The organism is Microbacterium sp. MF43 (genome assembly GCF_012847295.1).
In the GTDB taxonomy this organism is placed as follows: domain Bacteria; phylum Actinomycetota; class Actinomycetes; order Actinomycetales; family Microbacteriaceae; genus Microbacterium.
Genome location: NZ_JABBDY010000001.1, coordinates 452577 through 472587, shown reverse-complemented (window position 1 = coordinate 472587; position 20011 = coordinate 452577). Strand labels below are relative to the sequence as shown.

The 20011-nt window shown below is 69.9% G+C and carries 22 protein-coding genes and 1 riboswitch; of the genes, 15 read left to right on the top strand and 7 right to left on the bottom strand.

Features of this window, described 5'->3' with window-relative positions; translation table 11 throughout:
• Positions 1–52 precede the first annotated feature (52 nt).
• The 12 genes from HF323_RS02060 to HF323_RS02005 all read left to right on the top strand — a co-directional run bounded on the left by HF323_RS02060 (position 53) and on the right by HF323_RS02005 (position 11191).
• Positions 53–1561 (top strand): fumarylacetoacetate hydrolase family protein, encoded by a 1509-nt coding sequence (locus HF323_RS02060; RefSeq protein ID WP_188241625.1) that lies wholly within the window; start codon positions 53–55, stop codon positions 1559–1561.
• Positions 1558–2247: a GntR family transcriptional regulator gene (locus HF323_RS02055; protein WP_169580901.1), complete on the top strand. Its 690-nt coding sequence runs from the start codon at positions 1558–1560 to the stop codon at positions 2245–2247. Before HF323_RS02060 ends, HF323_RS02055 begins: the two co-directional genes overlap by 4 nt.
• 23 nt (positions 2248–2270) lie before the next feature.
• Positions 2271–3800: a 5-carboxymethyl-2-hydroxymuconate semialdehyde dehydrogenase gene (hpaE, locus tag HF323_RS02050; RefSeq protein WP_169580900.1), complete on the top strand. Its 1530-nt coding sequence runs from the start codon at positions 2271–2273 to the stop codon at positions 3798–3800.
• A gap of 129 nt (positions 3801–3929) precedes the next feature.
• A complete protein-coding gene (gene hpaD, locus HF323_RS02045; protein WP_169580899.1) occupies positions 3930–5090 on the top strand; it encodes a 3,4-dihydroxyphenylacetate 2,3-dioxygenase in 1161 nt (386 codons plus the stop codon).
• 273 nt (positions 5091–5363) lie between these two features.
• Positions 5364–6149 (top strand): fumarylacetoacetate hydrolase family protein, encoded by a 786-nt coding sequence (locus HF323_RS02040; protein ID WP_169580898.1) that lies wholly within the window; start codon positions 5364–5366, stop codon positions 6147–6149.
• A complete protein-coding gene (locus tag HF323_RS02035) occupies positions 6134–6937 on the top strand; it encodes an HpcH/HpaI aldolase/citrate lyase family protein (RefSeq protein WP_169580897.1) in 804 nt (267 codons plus the stop codon). Before HF323_RS02040 ends, HF323_RS02035 begins: the two co-directional genes overlap by 16 nt.
• Positions 6938–7003: 66 nt before the next feature.
• Entirely contained in the window at positions 7004–7801 is a 798-nt protein-coding gene (locus HF323_RS02030; RefSeq protein WP_169580896.1) for a transglutaminase family protein, read from the top strand.
• Positions 7802–7837: 36 nt separating this feature from the next.
• Positions 7838–8392: a hypothetical protein gene (locus HF323_RS02025; RefSeq protein ID WP_169580895.1), complete on the top strand. Its 555-nt coding sequence runs from the start codon at positions 7838–7840 to the stop codon at positions 8390–8392.
• 70 nt (positions 8393–8462) lie between these two features.
• Complete coding sequence (locus tag HF323_RS02020) at positions 8463–8846, top strand: YciI family protein (protein ID WP_169580894.1); 384 nt, start codon at positions 8463–8465, stop codon at positions 8844–8846.
• Entirely contained in the window at positions 8822–9892 is a 1071-nt protein-coding gene (locus HF323_RS02015; protein ID WP_317450964.1) for a DUF6596 domain-containing protein, read from the top strand. Before HF323_RS02020 ends, HF323_RS02015 begins: the two co-directional genes overlap by 25 nt.
• An 81-nt stretch (positions 9893–9973) precedes the next feature.
• On the top strand, positions 9974–10363 hold the full coding sequence (locus HF323_RS02010; protein WP_169580893.1) for a hypothetical protein: 390 nt from the start codon (positions 9974–9976) through the stop codon (positions 10361–10363).
• 45 nt (positions 10364–10408) lie between these two features.
• Positions 10409–11191, top strand: coding sequence for an alpha/beta hydrolase (locus HF323_RS02005; RefSeq protein WP_169580892.1), 783 nt, complete (start codon positions 10409–10411; stop codon positions 11189–11191).
• Between the two features lie 5 nt (positions 11192–11196).
• Here HF323_RS02005 and HF323_RS02000 read toward each other — a convergent pair whose 3' ends face one another.
• The 5 genes from HF323_RS02000 to HF323_RS01980 all read right to left on the bottom strand — a co-directional run bounded on the left by HF323_RS02000 (position 11197) and on the right by HF323_RS01980 (position 14115).
• The gene (locus HF323_RS02000) at positions 11197–11592 is read right to left on the bottom strand and encodes a hypothetical protein (RefSeq protein WP_169580891.1); all 396 of its coding nucleotides are present in this window, start codon (positions 11590–11592) and stop codon (positions 11197–11199) included.
• Between the two features lie 41 nt (positions 11593–11633).
• Positions 11634–11891 (bottom strand): isoprenylcysteine carboxylmethyltransferase family protein, encoded by a 258-nt coding sequence (locus HF323_RS01995; RefSeq protein ID WP_223169121.1) that lies wholly within the window; start codon positions 11889–11891, stop codon positions 11634–11636.
• Positions 11892–12142: 251 nt separating this feature from the next.
• Positions 12143–12709: a hypothetical protein gene (locus HF323_RS01990; protein WP_169580889.1), complete on the bottom strand. Its 567-nt coding sequence runs from the start codon at positions 12707–12709 to the stop codon at positions 12143–12145.
• Positions 12710–12973: 264 nt separating this feature from the next.
• Positions 12974–13690, bottom strand: coding sequence for a hypothetical protein (locus HF323_RS01985; protein ID WP_169580888.1), 717 nt, complete (start codon positions 13688–13690; stop codon positions 12974–12976).
• Positions 13691–13725: 35 nt separating this feature from the next.
• Positions 13726–14115, bottom strand: a complete 390-nt coding sequence (locus tag HF323_RS01980; RefSeq protein ID WP_169580887.1) for an MmcQ/YjbR family DNA-binding protein — start codon at positions 14113–14115, stop codon at positions 13726–13728.
• 128 nt (positions 14116–14243) lie between these two features.
• On the opposite strand from HF323_RS01980, the gene HF323_RS01975 reads away from it, so the two are divergent.
• Complete coding sequence (locus tag HF323_RS01975) at positions 14244–14741, top strand: GNAT family N-acetyltransferase (protein WP_169580886.1); 498 nt, start codon at positions 14244–14246, stop codon at positions 14739–14741.
• Positions 14742–14786: 45 nt separating this feature from the next.
• Here HF323_RS01975 and HF323_RS01970 read toward each other — a convergent pair whose 3' ends face one another.
• Both HF323_RS01970 and glyA read right to left on the bottom strand, forming a co-directional pair.
• Positions 14787–15665 (bottom strand): bifunctional methylenetetrahydrofolate dehydrogenase/methenyltetrahydrofolate cyclohydrolase, encoded by an 879-nt coding sequence (locus tag HF323_RS01970; protein WP_169580885.1) that lies wholly within the window; start codon positions 15663–15665, stop codon positions 14787–14789.
• On the bottom strand, positions 15665–16939 hold the full coding sequence (glyA, locus tag HF323_RS01965; RefSeq protein WP_169580884.1) for a serine hydroxymethyltransferase: 1275 nt from the start codon (positions 16937–16939) through the stop codon (positions 15665–15667). The genes HF323_RS01970 and glyA overlap by 1 nt, the downstream gene beginning before the upstream one ends.
• A gap of 86 nt (positions 16940–17025) precedes the next feature.
• A riboswitch (ZMP/ZTP riboswitch) is annotated at positions 17026–17110 on the bottom strand.
• 141 nt (positions 17111–17251) lie between these two features.
• Between glyA and HF323_RS01960 the strand changes: the two genes are divergently transcribed.
• Together HF323_RS01960 and nagA are read left to right on the top strand one after the other, a co-directional pair.
• Entirely contained in the window at positions 17252–18853 is a 1602-nt protein-coding gene (locus tag HF323_RS01960) for a beta-N-acetylhexosaminidase (RefSeq protein ID WP_169580883.1), read from the top strand.
• A complete protein-coding gene (gene nagA / locus HF323_RS01955) occupies positions 18850–19977 on the top strand; it encodes an N-acetylglucosamine-6-phosphate deacetylase (RefSeq protein ID WP_169580882.1) in 1128 nt (375 codons plus the stop codon). The genes HF323_RS01960 and nagA overlap by 4 nt, the downstream gene beginning before the upstream one ends.
• Positions 19978–20011 lie beyond the last annotated feature (34 nt).

Below are 20011 nucleotides of genomic sequence, written 5' to 3'. Positions count from 1 at the left end.
TCGAGCCATCGTATACGATTTCGGATACGACGCAAGAGTGAGGACGCTCATGATGGACGAGACCACACCGGATCCCCGGTTCGCCGCCCTTCCGGGACGCCCCGGCAAGGTGATCGCGATCCACCTGAGCTACGCGTCACGTGCGGACCAGCGCGGGCGGCGGCCGCAGCATCCGTCGTACTTCTTCAAGCCGTCCAGCTCGCTCTCCCCGTCGGGCGCGACCATCGAACGGCCCGCCGGCACCGATCTGCTCGCCTTCGAGGGCGAGATCGCCCTCGTGATCGGGACGCCCGCCCGTCGCGTCACGCTCGATGACGCGTGGCACCACGTCGGCTGGGTCACCGCAGCCGACGACTTCGGCCTGTACGACCTGCGCGCCAACGACAAGGGCTCCAACGTCCGCTCGAAAGGCGGCGACGGCTACACGCCCATCGGCCCCGCTCTCCTCGACGCGCGCACGGTCGACCCGCTCGCGCTGCGGGTGCGCACCTGGAAGAACGGCGAACTCGTCCAGGACGACAGCAGTGCCGGCATGATCTTCCCGCTCCCCCAGCTCGTGGCCGACCTGTCGCAGCACTTCACGCTCGAGGCGGGAGACATCATTCTGACCGGAACGCCCGCCGGGTCATCGGTGGCCGTTCCGGGCGACGTCATCGAGGTCGAGGTCGACGTCCCCGGCGGACCGTCCACGGGCCGCCTGGTGACCACCGTCGTGCAGGGCGAGGTGCCCTTCGACGCGGCGCTCGGGTCGCTTCCCTCCGCCGACGACCTGCAGCGCGCCGAGGCCTGGGGATCGAGAGAGGCCACCGGGCTGCCCGCCGAGACCGACGACGCGGTCGTCGAGGGAGGGAGCGCAACGACCGGGATCGGCGCGCAACTGCGTGCCAAGCTCGAGGCGGTCCCCGTCGCCGGGCTCAGCGCGCAGCTGCGCAAGCGCGGGCTCGACAACGTCACGATCGACGGCGTGCGCCCGCTGCATCCCGAGGCGAAGCTCGTCGGAACAGCCCGCACGCTGCGGTTCGTTCCGCTGCGCGAAGACCTCTTCGCGTCGCACGGCGGCGGATACAACGCGCAGAAGCGCGCGTTCGACGCCGTCGGTGAGGGCGAGGTCATCGTGATCGAGGCCCGCGGAGAGTCCGGCTCGGGAACGCTCGGCGACATCCTCGCGATCCGCGCGCACGCCCGCGGCGCGGCCGGCATCGTCACCGATGGCGGCGTGCGCGACGCCGACGCGGTGGCCGCGGTCGGCATCCCGGTCTACACGGCGGGGCCCCACCCCGCCGTGCTCGGACGCAGGCACGTTCCGTGGGAGCACGACGTGACGATCGGATGCGGCGGCACGACGGTGCAGCCCGGCGACGTCGTCGTCGGCGACGCGGACGGCGTGATCGTCATCCCGCCCGCCATCGTCGAGGAGGTCGTCGACGCCGCGCTGGCGCAGGAGGAGGAGGACGCCTGGATCGCCCAGCGCGTCGCGGAGGGGCATCCCGTCGACGGGCTCTTCCCGATGAACGCGCAGTGGCGTGCCCGCTACGACGCCGAGCGCGGAGGCACGCGATGACGCCCTTCGAGGCCGAGACCCTCAGCAAGTCGCAGCAGGCGTACCGCTGGGTGAAGGAGCGCATCGCCAACCAGGAGTTCACGCCCGGCTACCGGCTGGTGCTCGGGACGATCGCCGGCGAGCTCGACATGAGCGTCGTCCCCGTGCGCGAGGCGATCCGCCAGCTCGAGGCCGAGGGACTCGTCACGTTCGAGCGCAACGTGGGCGCCCGCGTGTCGATGGTCGACGACTCCCAGTACCGCTTCAGCATGCAGGCGCTGTCGATCCTCGAGGGCACCGCGACGGCGCTCGCGGCGCGGCGACTCACCCCCGACGACCTGCGCAACGCGCGTCGCATCAACGAGCTGATGATCGAGACGCTCGAGCATTTCGATCCGCGCGCGTTCACCGCGCTCAACCAGGAGTTCCACGCCGCGCTCTACGAGAAGTGCGCCAACCCGCGGATGCTCGACCTCGTCCATGCAGAGTGGGCGCGCCTCGGGCATCTGCGCGACTCGACCTTCAGCTTCGTGCCCGGACGGGCGGCCGAGTCCGTGCGCGAGCACGAGAACATCCTGCAGCTCATCGAGAACTCCGCCCCCCTGGGGGAGATCGAGAAGGCCGCCCGCCGGCACCGCTCGGCCACCCTCGATGCGTACATGATCCACGAGCACCCCGACGAGGCCCTCGGCCTCCCCGCGTTCTGACCCCCTCCAGTGAAGGAGATCCCATGACCGACACCGCCACCGCGGCCCGCCACGTGCCCGCCGACCTGCCCGGCCGCATCCAGCACTACATCGACGGCGCGTTCGTCGACTCGCTCGACGGCGACACCTTCGACGTGCTCGACCCCGTCACGAACGAGACGTACCTGCGGGCGGCCGCGGGGAAGAAGGCCGACGTCGACCGCGCTGTCGCGGCTGCGCGCCGCGCGTTCACCGAGGGCCCGTGGCCCCGGATGCTTCCGCGTGAGCGCTCGCGGATCCTGCACCGCATCGCCGACATCGTCGAGTCTCGCGACGCCCGTCTCGCCGAGCTGGAGTCCTACGACTCGGGGCTGCCGATCACGCAGGCCCTCGGCCAGGCCCGTCGCGCGGCCGAGAACTTCCGCTTCTTCGCCGACCTGATCGTCGCCCAAACCGACGACGCCTTCAAGGTGCCGGGGCGTCAGCTCAACTACGTCAACCGCAAGCCGATCGGCGTCGCCGGGCTCATCACACCCTGGAACACGCCCTTCATGCTCGAGTCGTGGAAGCTCGGCCCCGCCCTCGCCACGGGCAACACCGTCGTGCTGAAGCCCGCCGAGTTCACTCCGCTGTCGGCATCGCTGTGGGCCGGGATCTTCGAGGAGGCGGGGCTGCCGCAGGGCGTCTTCAACCTCGTCAACGGGCTCGGCGAGGATGCCGGCGACGCCCTGGTGAAGCATCCGGACGTCCCGCTCATCTCGTTCACGGGTGAGAGCCGCACCGGGCAGCTCATCTTCGGCAACGCCGCCCCGTTCCTCAAGGGCCTGTCGATGGAGCTCGGCGGCAAGAGCCCGGCGATCGTGTTCGCCGACGCGGACCTCGAGGCCGCCATCGACGCGACCATCTTCGGCGTCTTCTCGCTCAACGGCGAGCGCTGCACGGCGGGGTCGCGCATCCTCGTCGAGCGCCCGATCTACGACGAGTTCGTCGAGCGCTACGCGGCGCAGGCGTCCCGCGTCGTGGTCGGCGACCCGCAGGACCCGAAGACCGAGGTCGGCGCGCTCGTGCACCCCGAGCACTACGACAAGGTGATGTCGTACATCGAGATCGGCAAGACCGAGGGCCGCCTCGTCGCCGGCGGCGGGCGACCGGAGGGCTTCCCGACGGGCAACTACGTCGCCCCGACGGTGTTCGCGGATGTCGCTCCCGATGCGCGCATCTTCCAGGAGGAGATCTTCGGCCCGGTCGTCGCGATCACTCCGTTCGATACCGACGAGGAGGCGCTGGAGCTGGCCAACGGCGTCAGATACGGCCTCGCCGCGTACGTGTGGACGAGCGACCTGAGGCGAGCCCACAACTTCTCGCAGGCGATCGAGGCCGGCATGGTGTGGCTCAACTCCAACAACGTGCGCGACCTGCGCACGCCCTTCGGTGGCGTGAAGGCATCCGGCCTCGGGCACGAGGGCGGGTACCGCTCGATCGACTTCTACACCGACCAGCAGGCCGTGCACATCACGCTCGGCCCCGCTCACAACCCCACATTCGGCAAGGCCGGCACCCCGGCATCCCACTGATGCGTCTCGTCTCGGTCGCGGCGCTCCCTCGCTCGACGACCGACGCTCAAGGACCGGAGCCTCCCGGTCGTTGAGCGAGCGACGCGAGACGAAACGCCCCCACCCCGCGAACGAACGCAAGGACGCGAAATGACCAACCGCGAAGACATGACCCTCACCTCCTCGGGCTTCTACGTGAGCCAGGAGGCACCCATCCGATCCGACAACCCGGTCCCGACGCCGACGAGTCCCGCGCCCGACATCCTGCGGTGCGCGTACATGGAGCTCGTGGTGACCGATCTGGCCGCCTCGCGAACGTTCTACGTCGACGTGCTCGGGCTGTATGTCACCGAGGAGGACGACACCGCGATCTACCTCCGCTCGACCGAGGAGTTCATCCACCACAACCTCGTCCTGCGTCAGGGCGACGTCGCAGCGGTCGCGGCGTTCTCGTACCGGGTGCGCACGCCGGAAGACCTCGACAAGGCGGTGGCGTTCTACGAGGAGCTCGGCTGCGAGGTGCGCCGCAGCCGTGACGGGTTCGTGAAGGGCATCGGCGACGCGGTGCGCGTGATCGACCCGCTCGGGTTCCCGTACGAGTTCTTCTACGCCACGGAGCACGTCGAGCGGCTGTCGTGGCGCTACGACCTGCACACCCCCGGCGAGCTCGTGCGCCTGGACCACTTCAACCAGGTCACCCCGGACGTGCCGCGTGCGGTGAACTTCATGCAGTCGCTCGGCTTCCGCGTGACCGAGGACATCCAGGACGAGGAGGGCACCGTCTACGCCGCCTGGATGCGCCGGAAGCCCACCGTGCACGACACCGCCATGACCGGCGGCGACGGCCCGCGCATGCACCACGTCGCCTTCGCCACCCACGAGAAGCACAACATCCTCGCGATCTGCGACAAGCTCGGGGCGCTGCGCCGCTCCGACGCGATCGAGCGCGGGCCCGGTCGCCACGGCGTGAGCAACGCGTTCTACCTGTACCTGCGCGACCCCGACGGGCACCGCGTCGAGATCTATACGCAGGACTACTACACCGGCGACCCCGACAACCCGGTCGTCACATGGGACGTGCACGACAACCAGCGCCGCGACTGGTGGGGCAACCCCGTTGTTCCGAGCTGGTACACCGAGGCATCCCTCGTCCTCGACCTCGACGGCAACCCGCAGCCCGTCGTCGCACGCACCGACTCGTCCGAGATGGCCGTCACGATCGGCGCCGACGGCTTCTCGTACACGCGCCCCGGCGAGGACTCCATGCCCGAGTACAAGCAGGGCGAGTACAAGCTCGGCCACCAGCTCTGACCCCGCCCACCCCACCCCAACTCGCCCCACCCCGACTCGCCCCACCCCGACTCGCCCCACCCCGACTCGCCCCACCCCACCCCCACCCCAACTCGCCCCACCCCACCGTGTCCCGAAGTTTCCGCGTCGTGTCCCGAAGTCGCCCGCCTGCGCGTCCTCTAGGCGATGAACTTCGGGACACGCAAGGCTGGGCTCGGGACACGCAAGGCTGGGCTCGGCACACGCAAGGCTGAACCAACCGCCGCGAGGCTGGACCCAACGAAGGAGAGACGGATGCTGCCACCCGACGTGATCGCGCAGATCGCCGGTGAGCTCGCCGAGGCGGACCGCACGCACGGCGTGATCCCCCGCATCACGGCGCGGTACCCCGAGGCGACGGTCGAGGATTCGTACGCGATCCAGGGCGTCTGGCGCGACCAGAACCTCGCCGCGGGCCGCCGGCTGGTCGGCCGGAAGATCGGGCTGACGTCGAAGGCCATGCAGCAGGCGACCGGCATCACCGAGCCGGACTACGGCGTGATGTTCGACGACACGGTCTACCGGTCGGGCGATGAGATCCCCGTGGACCACTTCTCGAACGTGCGCATCGAGGTCGAGCTGGCGTTCGTGCTCGCGAGGCCGCTGGAGGGGCCGGATGCCTCGCTCCCGGACGCCCTCGATGCGATCGACTACGCCGTGCCGGCGCTGGAGGTCCTCAACTCGCACATCGAACTCGAGGGACGAACGATCGTCGACACGATCGCCGACAACGCCGCCTACGGGGCGATGGTGCTCGGCGACGTGCGCAAGCGCCCGGACGAGATCGATCTGCGCTGGGTGCCCGGCGTGCTGAGCCGCAACGGCGAGATCGAGGAGACCGGTGTCGCGGCCGGCGTGCTCGGGCACCCCGCCACCGGCGTGGCGTGGCTGGCCAACAAGTTCCACCAGCACGGCGCCCGGCTCGAAGCCGGCGAGATCATCCTCGCGGGTTCGTTCACGCGACCCATGTGGGTCTCGCGCGGCGACGCGGTACGGTGCGACTACGGACCCATGGGAGTGATCGAATGCCGCTTCGTCTGAACCCGACGTTCCGCGACGTCCTCGGCGCCGCCGAGCGGCCCCTCGTGGGCATGTGGGTGTGCTCCGGATCACCCCTGGTCGCGGAGATCTGCGCCGGATCGGGCCTGGACTGGGTGCTCATCGACATGGAGCACTCCCCCAACGGTCTCGAGTCGGCGCTCGCGCAGTTGCAGGCCGTAGCCGCGTATCCGGCGACGCCCGTCGTGCGAGTGCCGATCGGCGATGTCGTGACGCTCAAGCAGGTGCTCGATCTGGGTGCGCAGAACATCCTCGTGCCGATGGTCGCCTCGGCCGCCGAAGCGGAGGAGCTCGTCGCGGCCGTTCGCTACCCGCCGCACGGGCGCCGCGGCGTCGGCTCGGCCCTCGCCCGGTCGGCGCGCTGGAACCGGGTCGACGACTACCTCGCGAACGCCGACGCGCATGTCTCCCTCTTCGTGCAGATCGAGACCGCCGACGGGGTCGAGGCGGCCGCCGAGATCGCCGGCATCGACGGCATCGACGGCGTCTTCGTCGGTCCGAGCGACCTGGCGGCATCGATGGGCCTGCTGGGCCAGCAGACGCACCCGGATGTCTCGGCCGCCGTCCGCCGCACGTTCGACTCCGTCCGCGCCGCCGGCAAGCCGGTCGGTGTGAACGCGTTCGATCCGGCCGCCGCGCGAGCGTATCTCGACGCCGGTGCCGCCTTCATTCTCGTCGGCGCCGACGTGTCGCTCCTCGCCCGCGGGTCGGAGCGCCTCGCGACGGACTTCGGCGCCGCGCGGCCTGCGACCGAACGCTCGTCGTACTGACCCGTCCGCGGCCGTCCCGCTGTCAAGGGGTGCCTTGCCCTGCTCGCGGCATGCCACGCTGAGTGCATGCAGAGGGATGTCTCGAGCCGCATCGTCCTCGATGTGACCCAGCCCGCCGATCTCGTCTTCGCCGTGGCGGCGAGCGCGCAGTACGCGCCGTCGGCGGAGGAGTTCTCCGCCACCCTCGACGGCTCGCCGGTGCCGTGGCGGGAGGTCGCCGATGCGCACGGCACGCGCCTTCACCGCATCTCGAGCGGCACCGGGCGACTCGAGGTCGTGTACCGCGTGACCATCGAAGGAGAGGCCGCGGCGGTCGAGGCATCCGAATCCGACCTCCTCGTCTACGGACGACCGAGCCGCTACGCCGAGTCCGACGCGCTCGCACCGACGGCGGCGGGAGAGTTCGCAGGAATCGACGACCCCGCGCAACTGCTGGCGTCGGTGGCCTCGTGGGTGGGAACCCGGCTGGCGTACGTCGCGGGTTCGTCGCTGCCGACCGATGGCGCGACGCGCACGCTGCTGGCCCGTCAGGGCGTGTGCCGCGACTATGCACATCTGTGCGTCGCGCTGCTGCGCGGGCTCGGCGTGCCGGCGCGTCAGGTCGCCGTGTACGCCCCGGGACTCGCGCCGATGGACTTCCACGCGGTCGCGGAGGCGTGGATCGAGGGGGCGTGGAGGGTGGTGGATGCCACGACGCTCGCGCCGCGCTCCACGCTGGTGCGCATCGCGACCGGCCGGGACGCCGCCGATACCGCCTTCCTCACGATCGTGTCGGGACGCGCCGACCTCGTGGAGATCGAGGTCACGGCGGTGGCCGACGTGCTGCCCCACGACGACATCGATCACCTGGTGTCGATCCGGTAGCTCCCGACCGATGCCCCGCCGTGGCACAGTGAGTGCATGAAGAAGTGGGTCGTGCGGTTCCTCTCGCTGCTGGTCTTCAACGTGGTGGTGCTGCTCGTCATCGGGTTCCTCACCCCCGCCCGCGTCGGGTGGGCGGCGCTGTGGGCGGGCATCGTCATGACGGCGCTCGAGATCTGGGTGAAGCCGCTCGTGCACCGGTGGTTCCAGTCGATGGCCGCGAAGTCGGCGCATCAGCGCACGCGCGCGGGCGAGAAGCTCGTCGAGTTCCTGCTGGCGTTCGCCGTGGCCCTCCTCGTCTGGATCGCCACGGTGGCGCTCTCGAGCGTGAGCGTCGGGGGCTGGTTCTGGGGATACGTGCTGCCGCCCGTCATCCTGCTGATCGGCTGGGCGATCTACGACGCCATCGACGACAGGGTCGAGCATCACACCGGCGCGCTGTACGACAAGGCCGCGGGCGGTCGGGCGACGACAGCGACGGATGCCTCGGCCCCGCGCATCCCGAGCCCGCAGGAGGCGATCGGCCGACGCGAGCTCGACGACGGCCTCACCGAGGAGCAGCGCCGCATGCTCGACGAACTCGGGAAGAGCTGACGCCCGGCTGTCGATCGGGCGCACCCTCGATCGTCATCGCAGTGTCACCCACTGACGAAAGGACGACATCATGCGGTACTCCCTCCTGCTGCACTACCCCGAGATGACCGCCGACGACCTCGGCCCGGAAGCCCTGGCCGAAGGGATGCGCGAGTTCGACGACTACGCGAAGGCCCTCGAAGCGGCCGGCGTGCTGCGGTCCGCCGAGGTGCTGCAGCCGTCCAGCGCGACCACCACGGTGACCGCAGCGGATGGCAGGCTGCGGGTACAGGACGGACCGTTCGCCGACACGAAGGAACAGCTCGGGGGGACGTTCGTCATCGAGGTCGCCGACCTCGATGAGGCCATCGCCTGGGCCGGCAAGGCTCCGGTGGTCGCGTGGGGCGCGATCGAGATCCGCCCCACGGCGACCCGCTTCCACGACGGCGCGTGGACGGCCTTCGCGGACCGATGACCGCCGGCGACGACGCGCGTGCGGCGGCCGAGCGTGCCGCACGTGCGTCGTACGGCCATCTCGTGGCGCTCCTCGCGGCGGGCACGCACGACCTCGCGCTCGCGGAGGACGCGCTGGGCGACGCGTTCGAGCGCGCGCTGCGCGTGTGGCCGGATGCCGGAGTCCCGGCCAACCCCGAAGGATGGATCCTCACCGTGGCCCGCAACCGCATGCGCGATGTGTTCGGCTCTGCCGCGCATCGCACCGGCGCGCCCCTGGACGACGTGATCGCGGCCACGCTCGCCGATGACGGGGCGAACGATCCCACCATGGCGCTCGCCCGTCGCGACGCGATCCCCGACAGGCGGCTCGAACTGCTGTTCGCCTGCGCCCACCCCGCGATCGACCCGACGGTGCGCACACCGCTCATGCTGCAGGTCGTGCTCGGGTTCGACGCCGCCGAGATCGCTCGCGCATTCGACGTCGAGCGGCCCGCGATGGCGCAGCGGCTGGTCCGCGCGAAGCGGCGCATCCGCGACGCCGGCATTCCCTTCCGGGTTCCCTCACGGGCCGACATGCCCGAGCGCCTGGGCTCGGTGCTCGAGGCCGTCTACGGCGCGTACGCCCTCGACTTCCTCGACCAGGGACCGGACCCGCGCGTCTCGCTCGCCGACGAGGCCCGGTGGCTCGCCGTCCTCGTCGCGACCCTCCTCGACGACGAGCCCGAAGCGTGGGGACTCGCCGCCCTGCTCACCTATGCGCAGTCACGGGCTCCCGCTCGCGCGATCACTCCGTGGCCGCCCCTGGACGAGCAGGATCCTTCCGCGTGGGACGCGGAGCTCATCGCCGAGGGGGCCGCGCTGCTGCGACGGGCCTCGTCGTTCGGGCATCCGCTCGGGAGGTTCCAGCTGGAGGCGGCGATCCAGGCGGTGCACTGCGATCGGGCCCGCACCGGCGAGGTCGACGTCGAGGTGCTCGTGACGCTGTATCGAGGTCTCGTCGCGATCGCACCGACTGCCGGAGCCGAGGCTGCGCTCGCGGCGGCAGAGGCTCGTCGCCACCGGTGATGCGGCGTGGACGGGAGCGGCTGCTCGGTGCGCGGTTCATCGTTCGTGGCGAGATCAGGCTCTGACCGCGAGAATGACGCCATGAGTTCGCGAGCCGTGTATCAGCCGGGAGTGTGCAACATCGGCCCTGCCGAGATCCGCCGGCGTCGGGTATCGGGCTGGCTGGGGCTCGCGCTCGCGGTCGTCTACCTCGCGCTCGCATTCGCGCTCGGCTGGCCTGCGCCGTGGCGCCTCCTCGTCGCAGTGCCCGTGTTCCTCTCGGCACAGGGCTTTCTGCAGGCGGCCTTCCGCTTCTGCGTGGGGTTCGCCTCGCGGGGCCTGTACAACTTCGGCGCGCTCGGCGCGGAGGAGCCTGTGCAGGACGCCGAGTTCCGCAGGAAGGATCTTCGCAAGGCCCTGCTCATCACCGCGCTGGCTTTCGCCATCGCGGTCGTGGTGGCGCTGGGCGCCTCCCTCGTGCCGGTCGGCTGACGCGCGGGCCTTGCCGGTGTCGGCGGTGCGTGGTTTCGTGCTGGCATGCAGACGACCACTTCCTCCGACGGCACCGCCATCGCCTTCGACCAGTTCGGCGATGGTCCGGCCGTGGTCATCCTCGGCGGCGCGTTCTCCGTCGCCTCCGACGGTCGCGGACTCGCGGAGGCGTTGGCGGATGCCGGCTTCCGCGCCGTCACCGTCGATCGACGCGGCCGCGGATCGAGCGGTGACCGGCGCGGCTCCACACCCGACGACGAGGTGGCCGACGTCGCAGCCGTGATCGAGGCGGTCGGGGGCGATGCGGTCGTGCTGGGGCACTCCTCCGGGGCGGTGCTGGCTCTCTACGCCGCGTCGAAGGGGGTGCCGATCCGGGCGCTGTTCCTCTCCGAGCCGCCGTTCCGATTCGGGGTCGGCGAACCCGACAGGCGACTCCCCGAGCGACTGCAAGAGCTGGTCGACAGTGGGGCCCTCGCCGAGGCCGTCACGACGTTCCAGCTCGAGGGGGTGGAGCTGCCTGCAGAAATGGTCGAGTCCATCCGCCAGAGCGATCAGTTCGCTGCTCTGCTCCCCCTGGCGCAGTCCACCGTCTACGACGCTCGGCTCGCTCGGCAGGTTTCCACGCCCACGCCCGAGATGCTCTCCGTCCCGAATCCTGTGACCATTCTCCGGGGCGAGCAGACGTTCCCGATCCTGGTGACCGCGGCTGATCGCCTTTCGCGGGAGATGCCGCGCTCAGAGCTCGTCATCGTGCCGGAGTCCGTCATGCACCGGCCCGACCCGGCAGCGACAGCACGCATCATCCGCGAGCGCGTCGGCGCCCCGTAGGTGGGTCAGATCGCTGATGCCAGTTCGCCGTAGCCCATGGCGATGAAGAACGACAGCACGGCGAGCACGACCGCGACCGGCACCATGACCAAGCGCTCGGGCTTGCTGCGCGAGGCGGCGTTCAGGAAGATCCCCAGCACGAAGTAGCCGAAGATCACCCACATCGCGATTTCGGCGAACGGCTCGCCGAAGAGCTCGATCGCGCCGACCCGATCCCAGGCGATCAGCGCGATGAGGGCGTAGATCAGGATCGAGACGGCACTCCCTACGCGGAGGCGCGCGGGAAGCACGCGATGCTGACCGCCCCACGCGTAGCGACCGAGCGGAGCACCGAGAATGAGCGCGAGCTGGAACAGTGCGAGAAGGACGAGGACGACGGTGAGCGCCAAGGCGAAGGGCACGCTTCCACCGTAGTGGGCGTCCCGTCGACGAGCGGCACGAGTCAGAGCCAGCGGCGCACCCGGCTCCGGTAGGCGCGGTACTCGTCGCCGAACTTCTCTTCGAGGTACCGCTCCTCGGGGACGATCGCGCCCCACCACAGCGCCGCGACCCCGACCGGGGTGAACAGCAGCGCCCAGAACGAGGGCCACAGTAGCGCGAGGGCCAGATCGCAGGCGATGAGTCCCAGGTAAAGCGGATTGCGGCTCACGGCGAAAGGACCTCGGTCGAGGATGACGTGCGTAGAGCCGCCGGGGAGCAACGCGGATTGTCCACCGATCCGGCCGCTGGAGTAATACCAGCGGCCGGACCGAACTAGGGGTGTCGACGTGAGCGGACGTTCCTACGGACCGACCACTGGTAGCTTCCGATCGAGGTCAGTACGATTCCAAACAAAGCCATCCCGTCCACGACGGTACGGCGCTGGTTACCACGAGACCGAGGATCACGAAACCCAACAAGATCAAGACCGCGAGCCCGTAGTAACGCATCCGCTTGGTTATGGGTGGCATGCTAGCCGACGTCGCGACGCCCATCGGCAGTGTTTTGTACCCTTCTTCTCGATGAACGGGTTCCAGCCTGGTCGTCGGAGAGGGCCCGTGGCCGGCCCGCAGGTTTGCCCTGCATACCGGTTCTTGTGGTCCGGGAGGTGCACTGTCGACGGGACCGGTCCAGGGCCTCCAGCATGATCACCGCGGCGGGGTCCGTCGCTGGCAGATCGGGTTCGTCGAGGCAGTCCAGTTCGATCAGCGCGCCTTCTTGATCGTCGACAGAACCCCTCCACCAAGCAAACTTGGGATCGGCAACGAGCGGATAGGCCGCCTCTGCGTGGGCATACTCGACGTATTGGATCAACGCCCCGGCCTCGATCTCGTAGCGGGTCGGAATGTCCACGCCGTTCGCATCCTTCGCCAAGGGCGGGAGAATCACCGACAGCGGTTCGCCGGCGGACCCAACAACCGCAAACACGCCTTCCCCGATCTGTTCAAGAGTCGCGCCGGGCGGAATGTCCAGCGGGTACACAAAGACGAGATAAGGCCTCCGCAGGCGGCGCTGCGGAGGCCTTATCGGTTCGGTCACCGTTCTCTACGAGGTAGCGGTCGCTTCACTCGCCCGAACGAGGCCCCGGGCGTTGCGTCGGTGCAGCACGATAAGGGCAACGACGGGACCTCCGATCGGGACGAGGAGCGTAAGCAGGATGATTGCCAGCCAGTGGTTCCTGTCCGTTGCTCGGAGCAAGGCAGCTAGGGCGAGGACCACCAACACGATGTTGAGCACGGCCACGGCCGCCAGTACAACGTCACCGGCTCCCGGAATCAACGGATTCATGCGGGCGATCCTAGCTCAGCGCCAGCCGTGGCTGGTCACGTTGCCGTACCCGTTGCCGGACACGTACTGGATGTTGGACGCCGTGCTCCAGGTGATCTGCCCCCATGGGCTAGGCGCGCCCCGCTTGACGGTGACCCGGCATTCAGCGATGGCCTTCCCCGAGCTAATCCATGCCCCGTCCTTCGCCGCTGTGACCTGGGCGAAGGGGTCGTAGTTGGCGTTCACCACGCATGAGTACGACGCGATTCCTGTGGCGTTCGCCCCCGAGTAGTAGTACGTTTCGCGAACCGTGGTCTTCGAAATCGTGATGCCGGCGAACAGGAACGACTGCCAGGCGCTCACCGTTCGCGTCGCGCCGGCGGCCATCGGCGTGATGCCCGCCGACGGGATCGGTGCGCTGGTACGGAGTTCGAAGTCACCAGCGTGAGGCTCGGCGTCGGACAGCTGCGAGAGCGGGTCGGTCTCACCGAGCAGATAGCTTGCGAGATCGACGCGCTGGTCTTCGGTCAGCGCGTCAAAGGCTGCGATGTCTGATTCGGAAGTCAGGTTGTCGCGGAATTGCGACAGCGCCGACTCGGAAAGGTCAGCGGTGTCGGCGTGTGCGCCGGCCGCGGAACCTCCGAGCACGAGTGCACCCATGAGGGCGCCAGTAAGAAGAACTTTGATGTTGCGAGTGCGAGGGTGTTTCACTTGAGTGTTGCCTTTCTCGGGCGCATCGGAGAGCGCTTTCACCAACTCTACGACAGGCGCTGCGAGGCGTCGCTCCCTCAGGTGTCGGTGGGGTCGAGTTCACGCCGCAGGTATTTCGGGGCCTGGACGCGCCATGCCTCGGTGACGAGCTCGACGAGGTGATCGCGTTCGATGCGGGCCATGCGGAACGCCACCTTCGGCTCGCCCCAGCCCGTCGTCTGGGGAAGGAAGACCTCGGGCTCCATCTCCCGCAGGGCGAGGGCGTCGAGCCCGTCGGTCACCTTGACGCCGACGACGAGCTCGGAGGCGACGATCGCACGAACGTCCGGGGGGATGCTCGGCCAGGGATGGCACTCCCAGGCGAAGAGCTTGTTTCGCACGAACCACGCCGCGCCACCCGTGGTCTCGCGTTCTTCGGCGCCGGGGAGGAGGTCGACGGTTTGGCGTATGTCGTCCAGCGTTGCCACGGATCGAGCGTAGGCCCCGGCTACGACAGCGCCCGACCCCGACGCACGTCCTCCCTGATCACCACCCCGTCTGCCGTGTCTTCCACAGCCGGACCTGCGCCCCGCCACCGCTCTGGCAGGCTGTCGCAATGGAATACACCGTCCGGCGCGCCGAAGGGCGAGACGCTGAACGCATCGCGGAGCTCCACGTGATCACGTGGAAGGAGACGTACACCGACCTGCTCCCCGAAGGGTTCCTCGGCGACGAGCACGTCCAGATGCGCCGGACGATGTGGCGCCGCATCCTCGACGACGACCGCGACGAGTGGACGGTTCGCGTCGTGGAGGATTCCTCAGGCTCGACGATCGGGTTCGCGATGGCGGGCCCGGCTCTCGGAGACGAGGAAGCGCCGCTCCCCCGCGAACGCCAGCTGTACACGCTCTACGTGATGGCTGCCCATCACGGCCGGGGGGCCGGTCAGTCGCTGCTCGATGCCGTCCTCGGCGCTGAGCCGGCGATGCTCTGGGTAGCCGCGCAGAACCCGCGCGCGATGGCCTTTTACCGCCGGAACGGCTTCGCTCCCGATGGCGCAGAGCAGATCGATCCGGGCGCTCCGGCCATCACCGACGTCCGGATGCTCCGCTAGCGGACGCCAACGCCGACGCCGACGCCGACGCCGACGAGAATGCCGCTACGCGATCCGCTCCGCCGCCTCGACCACGTTGGTCATCAGCAGCGCCACCGTCATCGGCCCCACCCCGCCCGGGTTCGGCGAGAGGTAGCCCGCGACCTCGGCGACGTCCGGGTGCACGTCCCCGAAGATCTTCGACTTGCCCGTCGCGGGGTCGACTTCGCGCGTGACGCCCACGTCGAGCACCGCCGCGCCGGGCTTGACGTCCTCTGCGCGGACGATGTGCTTCACGCCGGCGGCGGCCACCACGACGTCGGCCTGACGCAGGTGGTGGCCGAGGTCCGCCGTCCCGGTGTGGGTCAGGGTCACGGTCGCGTTGTACTCGCGGCGTGTCAGCAGCAGCCCGATCGAGCGACCGATCGTGACGCCGCGCCCGACGACCACCACGTCCTTGCCGCCCAGGTCGTAGCCGTTGCGCTGCAGCAGCTCGATCACGCCACGGGGGGTACAGGGCAGCGGCGAGGTGATCGGCGTATTCACGTTCAGCACGAGCCGGCCGAGGTTCGTCGGGTGCAGGCCGTCCGCGTCCTTGGCGGGGTCGATGCGCTCGAGGACCGCGTCGGTGTCGATGTGCTTCGGCAGCGGCAGCTGCACGATGTAGCCGTGACAGTCGGGATCGGCGTTGAGCTCGTCGATCAGCGCCTCGACCTGGGCCTGCGTCGCATCCGCGGGGAGCTCGCGCTGGATCGAGTTCATCCCGATCGACTCGGACTCGCGGTGCTTCATGCCGACGTAGAGCTGCGACGCCGGGTCGGCGCCGACGAGCACCGTCGCGATCCCGGGTGTGATCCCGCGCTCCTTGAGAGAGGCGACCCGCTCGGCGAGCTCGGCCTTGATCTCGGCCGCCGCGGCCTTGCCGTCGAGCCGGACCGCGACCATTACTGCTGCAGGCCCGGGTAGAGCGGGAAGGCGGCGGTCAGGGCGGCGACGCGAGCGCGAAGCGCCTCGACGTCGGCACCGGGCAGGAGCGCGAGAGCGATCACGTCGGCGACCTCGGTGAACTCGGCGTCGCCGAATCCGCGGGTGGCGAGAGCGGGCGTGCCGATGCGCAGGCCCGAGGTGACCATCGGCGGGCGCGGGTCGTTGGGAACCGCGTTGCGGTTGACGGTGATGTGGATCTCGTGCAGGAGGTCTTCGGCCTGCTTGCCGTCGATCTCGGCGTTGCGCAGGTCGACGAGCACGAGGTGCACATCCGTGCCTCCCGAGCGGACGGTGATGCCGGCGTCCGTGACGTCGGGCTGCGAGAGCCGCTCGGCGATGATGTGCGCGCCGCGCAGCACGCGCTCCTGGCGCTCCTTGAACTCGGGGGTGCCGGCGAGCTTGAACGCGGTCGCCTTGGCGGCGATCACGTGCATGAGCGGGCCGCCCTGCTGACCGGGGAAGACGGCCGAGTTGATCTTCTTCGCGATGTCGGCGTCGTTCGTGAGGATGAAGCCCGAGCGCGGACCGCCGATCGTCTTGTGCACCGTCGACGAGACGACGTGCGCGTGCGGCACGGGGTTCGGGTGCAGGCCCGCCGCGACCAGGCCGGCGAAGTGCGCCATGTCGACCCACAGCAGCGCACCGACCTCGTCGGCGATCGAGCGGAACGCGGCGAAGTCCAGCTGCCGGGGGTAGGCGGACCAACCGGCGATGATCACCTTCGGCTGGTGCTCGATCGCGAGGCGGCGCACCTCGTCCATGTCGATCGTCGAGGTCTCGGGGTCGACGCCGTAGGCGACGATGTCGTAGAGGCGACCGGAGAAGTTGATCTTCATGCCGTGGGTCAGGTGGCCGCCCTGGTCGAGCGAGAGTCCGAGCAGCGTGTCGCCGGGGCGGGCGATCGCGTGCAGCACGGCGGCGTTCGCCGTCGCGCCCGAGTGCGGCTGGACGTTGGCGAACTCGGCGCCGAACAGCTCCTTGGCGCGGGCGATCGCGAGCTCTTCGGCGACGTCGACTTCTTCGCAGCCGCCGTAGTAGCGGCGGCCGGGGTAGCCCTCGGCGTACTTGTTCGTGAGCACGGAGCCCTGCGACTGCAGGACCGACACGGGCACGAAGTTCTCGGAGGCGATCATCTCGAGGTACCCGCGCTGGCGGTCGAGCTCGCGCTCGAGCACCTGGGCGATCTCGGGGTCGACCTCGGCGAGCGGGGCGTTGAAGTACTGATCGGTCATGGCGATCTCCTTGACTGCGGCTGTCGGGTGCGCGGCACGGGGTGCCGGGCCGGTTGTCGAACGCGCGCGGGGCGCGTAGCGAGACACACATCGGCCCAGGCGTGCGGTCGAATGCCGTAGTCGGTCGCTCCCCGGTGGTGGCCCACCTCAACGCCAGTCGCGACACCCCGAGCATAACGGATACGCCCGCTCGGGTCCGAGTCGCTGAAACGAGCCGAGACATCGGCCGCGCGGCCCGCGAAGGGAGAGGTGTGGCGACGGTGGAGGGCCGGGCGGTAGGCTGAAGCCACCCTATTTGTTAGGACGCTTTACATGAACCCTCGCCAGCGACGCGCTGCCACCGCCGCCGTGCTCGCCGCCCTCGTCTTGGCAGGGTGCGCACCCGCTGTCCAGAATGGAGCCACTGTGTCTCTCGCCGTCGTCCCCGCCCCCGCGTCCGTCGCACCCGGGACCGGCGCGCCGTTCCGGCTCACCGGCGACACAGCGGTGGCGGGAGACGCGGATGCCTCCGCCGCCCTTTCGCTGCTGATCACCGCGCGCACCGGCCTCGAGCTCAAGACGAGCGACGACGGCTCCACCGACCTGAGGGTCGAGAGCGGCGGAGCACCCGAGTCGTACCGGATCGTGGCCGACGAGGCATCCGTCACCGTCGTCGGCGCCGACCCAGCCGGCCTCTTCTACGGCGTGCAGACGCTCGGGCAGCTGGTGCAGCCCGATGACGACGGCTGGATCGTGCCGGCGGTCGAGATCGAGGACGCCCCGCGTTTCGCCTACCGCGGCGTCATGCTCGACGTCGCGCGGCACTTCCACCCGGTCGACACCGTCAAGGGGCTGATCGACCGCGCGGCGGGACTGAAGTTCAACGCGCTCCACCTCCACCTCACCGACGACCAGGGGTGGCGTATCCACCTCGATGAGCGTCCCCGGCTCACCGAGCTCGCGTCGGCGACCGCGGTCGGTGGGGATCCCGGCGGCTTCTACACGAAGGACGACTACCGCGAGATCGTCGAGTACGCGGCATCCCGTCACATGATCGTCGTCCCCGAGCTCGACATGCCCAGCCACACCCACGCCATCGGGCTCGCCTACCCCGAACTCGTCGAGGAGCCGGTGATCTCGGCTCAGGTGCGCGAGGATGCCGAGCTCTTCGACGGCGACCTGCCCGAGACGGGCAAGCCATACGACGGCATGGCCGTCGGCTTCTCGTCACTGCGCATCCACGATGAGGCGACGTACGACTTCGTGGCCGACGTGTTCGGCGAGCTCGCCGCCATGACACCGGGCCCGTACCTGCACTTCGGCGGCGACGAGGCGCTCGGCACCACCGACGAGGACTTCGCGCTGTTCGTCTCGCGCACCAGTGCGATCATCGCCGACCTCGGCAAGACCCCGGTCGCGTGGCACGAGGCGGGTGAGGCCAGCGAGATCGCCGACTCGACCGTCGGACAGTATTGGGGCTATGTGCAGCCGACCGACGGCGCGGACGAGAAGGCCCGAGGCTTCGTGCGCAACGGGGCACAGCTGATCATGTCGCCTGCCGACGCGATCTACCTCGACATGAACTACCCGACCGGCCCCGACCTCGGGCTCACGTGGGCGAACGGTCCGACGAGCGTCGAGCGTGCCTACGACTGGGATCCGGGCTCGGTCGTCTCGGGAATCGAGGAGGACGACATCCTGGGCGTCGAGGCGCCGCTGTGGACCGAGACGATCCGCACCGCAGCCGACATCGACACCATGGTCTTCCCTCGCATCGCGGCGGCCGCGGAAGCCGGCTGGTCCCCCGCGACGGGAACGAGCGACCTGCGCACGTGGGAGTCCTTCCGCGAGCGCGTCGGCGCCCTCGGGCCGCTCTGGACGAGCCTGGGCATCGGCTTCCACCCCTCCGACGAGATCCCCTGGGTCACCGAGTGAGCACGCTCATCCATTCGGTGCGGCTGGCCGACGACGGGCGGACGACCGACGACGCATGGATCCTGTTCGACGGCGGGCGCGTGGCAGCCGTCGGCTCCGGCACCTCGCGGCCGGCCGCCGATGACGTCGTGGACGGCGGGGGCGGATGCCTCGCCCCCGGCTTCGTCGACATCCACTGCCACGGCGGCGCGGGCTTCAGCTTCGACGACGGCGCCGACGCCGTCCTCGCAGCGCGGGCGCTGCACCGCGCCCACGGGACCACCAGCTCCGTCGTCTCCCTGGTGACGGCGTCGATCCCCGACCTCGCCGTACGCGCGGCGATGATCGCCGACCTCGCCGACGCCGATCGCACGATCCTGGGCTCGCACCTGGAGGGGCCGTTCCTCGATCCGGGGCACAAGGGCGCGCACACCGAGGCCCTGCTACGGGCGCCGGACGCGGCATCCGTCGACCTCCTGCTCGAAGCAGGACGCGGCACCATCCGCCAGGTCACCCTCGCGCCGGAGCTGCCGGGCGCCGATGACGCGATCGCGCGCTTCGTGGATGCCGGCGTGATCGTCGCGATCGGCCACACCGATGCCGACGCCGCCACGGCCAAGCGCTCCTTCGACGCGGGTGCGTCGCTGCTCACGCACGCCTTCAACGCGATGCCGGGCATCCACCATCGTGCGCCCGGGCCCGTGATCGCGGCACTGCGGGATCACCGCGTGACGCTCGAGCTCATCGCGGACGGCGTGCACGTCGACCTCGACGTCATCGCCACGGTGTTCGCCGCCGCGGCCGACCGCGTGGCGCTCGTCACCGACGCCATGTCGGCTGCCGGCGCGAGCGACGGCCACTACCTGCTGGGCGGCCTGGACGTCAGGGTGACGGACGGCGTGGCGATGCTCGCGGACGGGTCCTCCATCGCCGGCTCGACGCTGACGCAGGCGGAAGCCGTGCGTCGCGTGGTCGCGACCGGGGTCGCCCGGCAGGACGCCCTGCGGTCGGCGACAGCGGTCCCGGCGCGCGCGATCGGGCGGGATGACCTCGGTCGCCTCGCTGTCGGCTCGCCCGCCGACGCGGTGCTGCTCGACGAGAGCCTGCACGTCACCCGCGTGTGGGTCGGCGGCGCTGAGGTCTGAGCCAGGCCGTCCGCCGCGCAACCCGGGGCGTCGC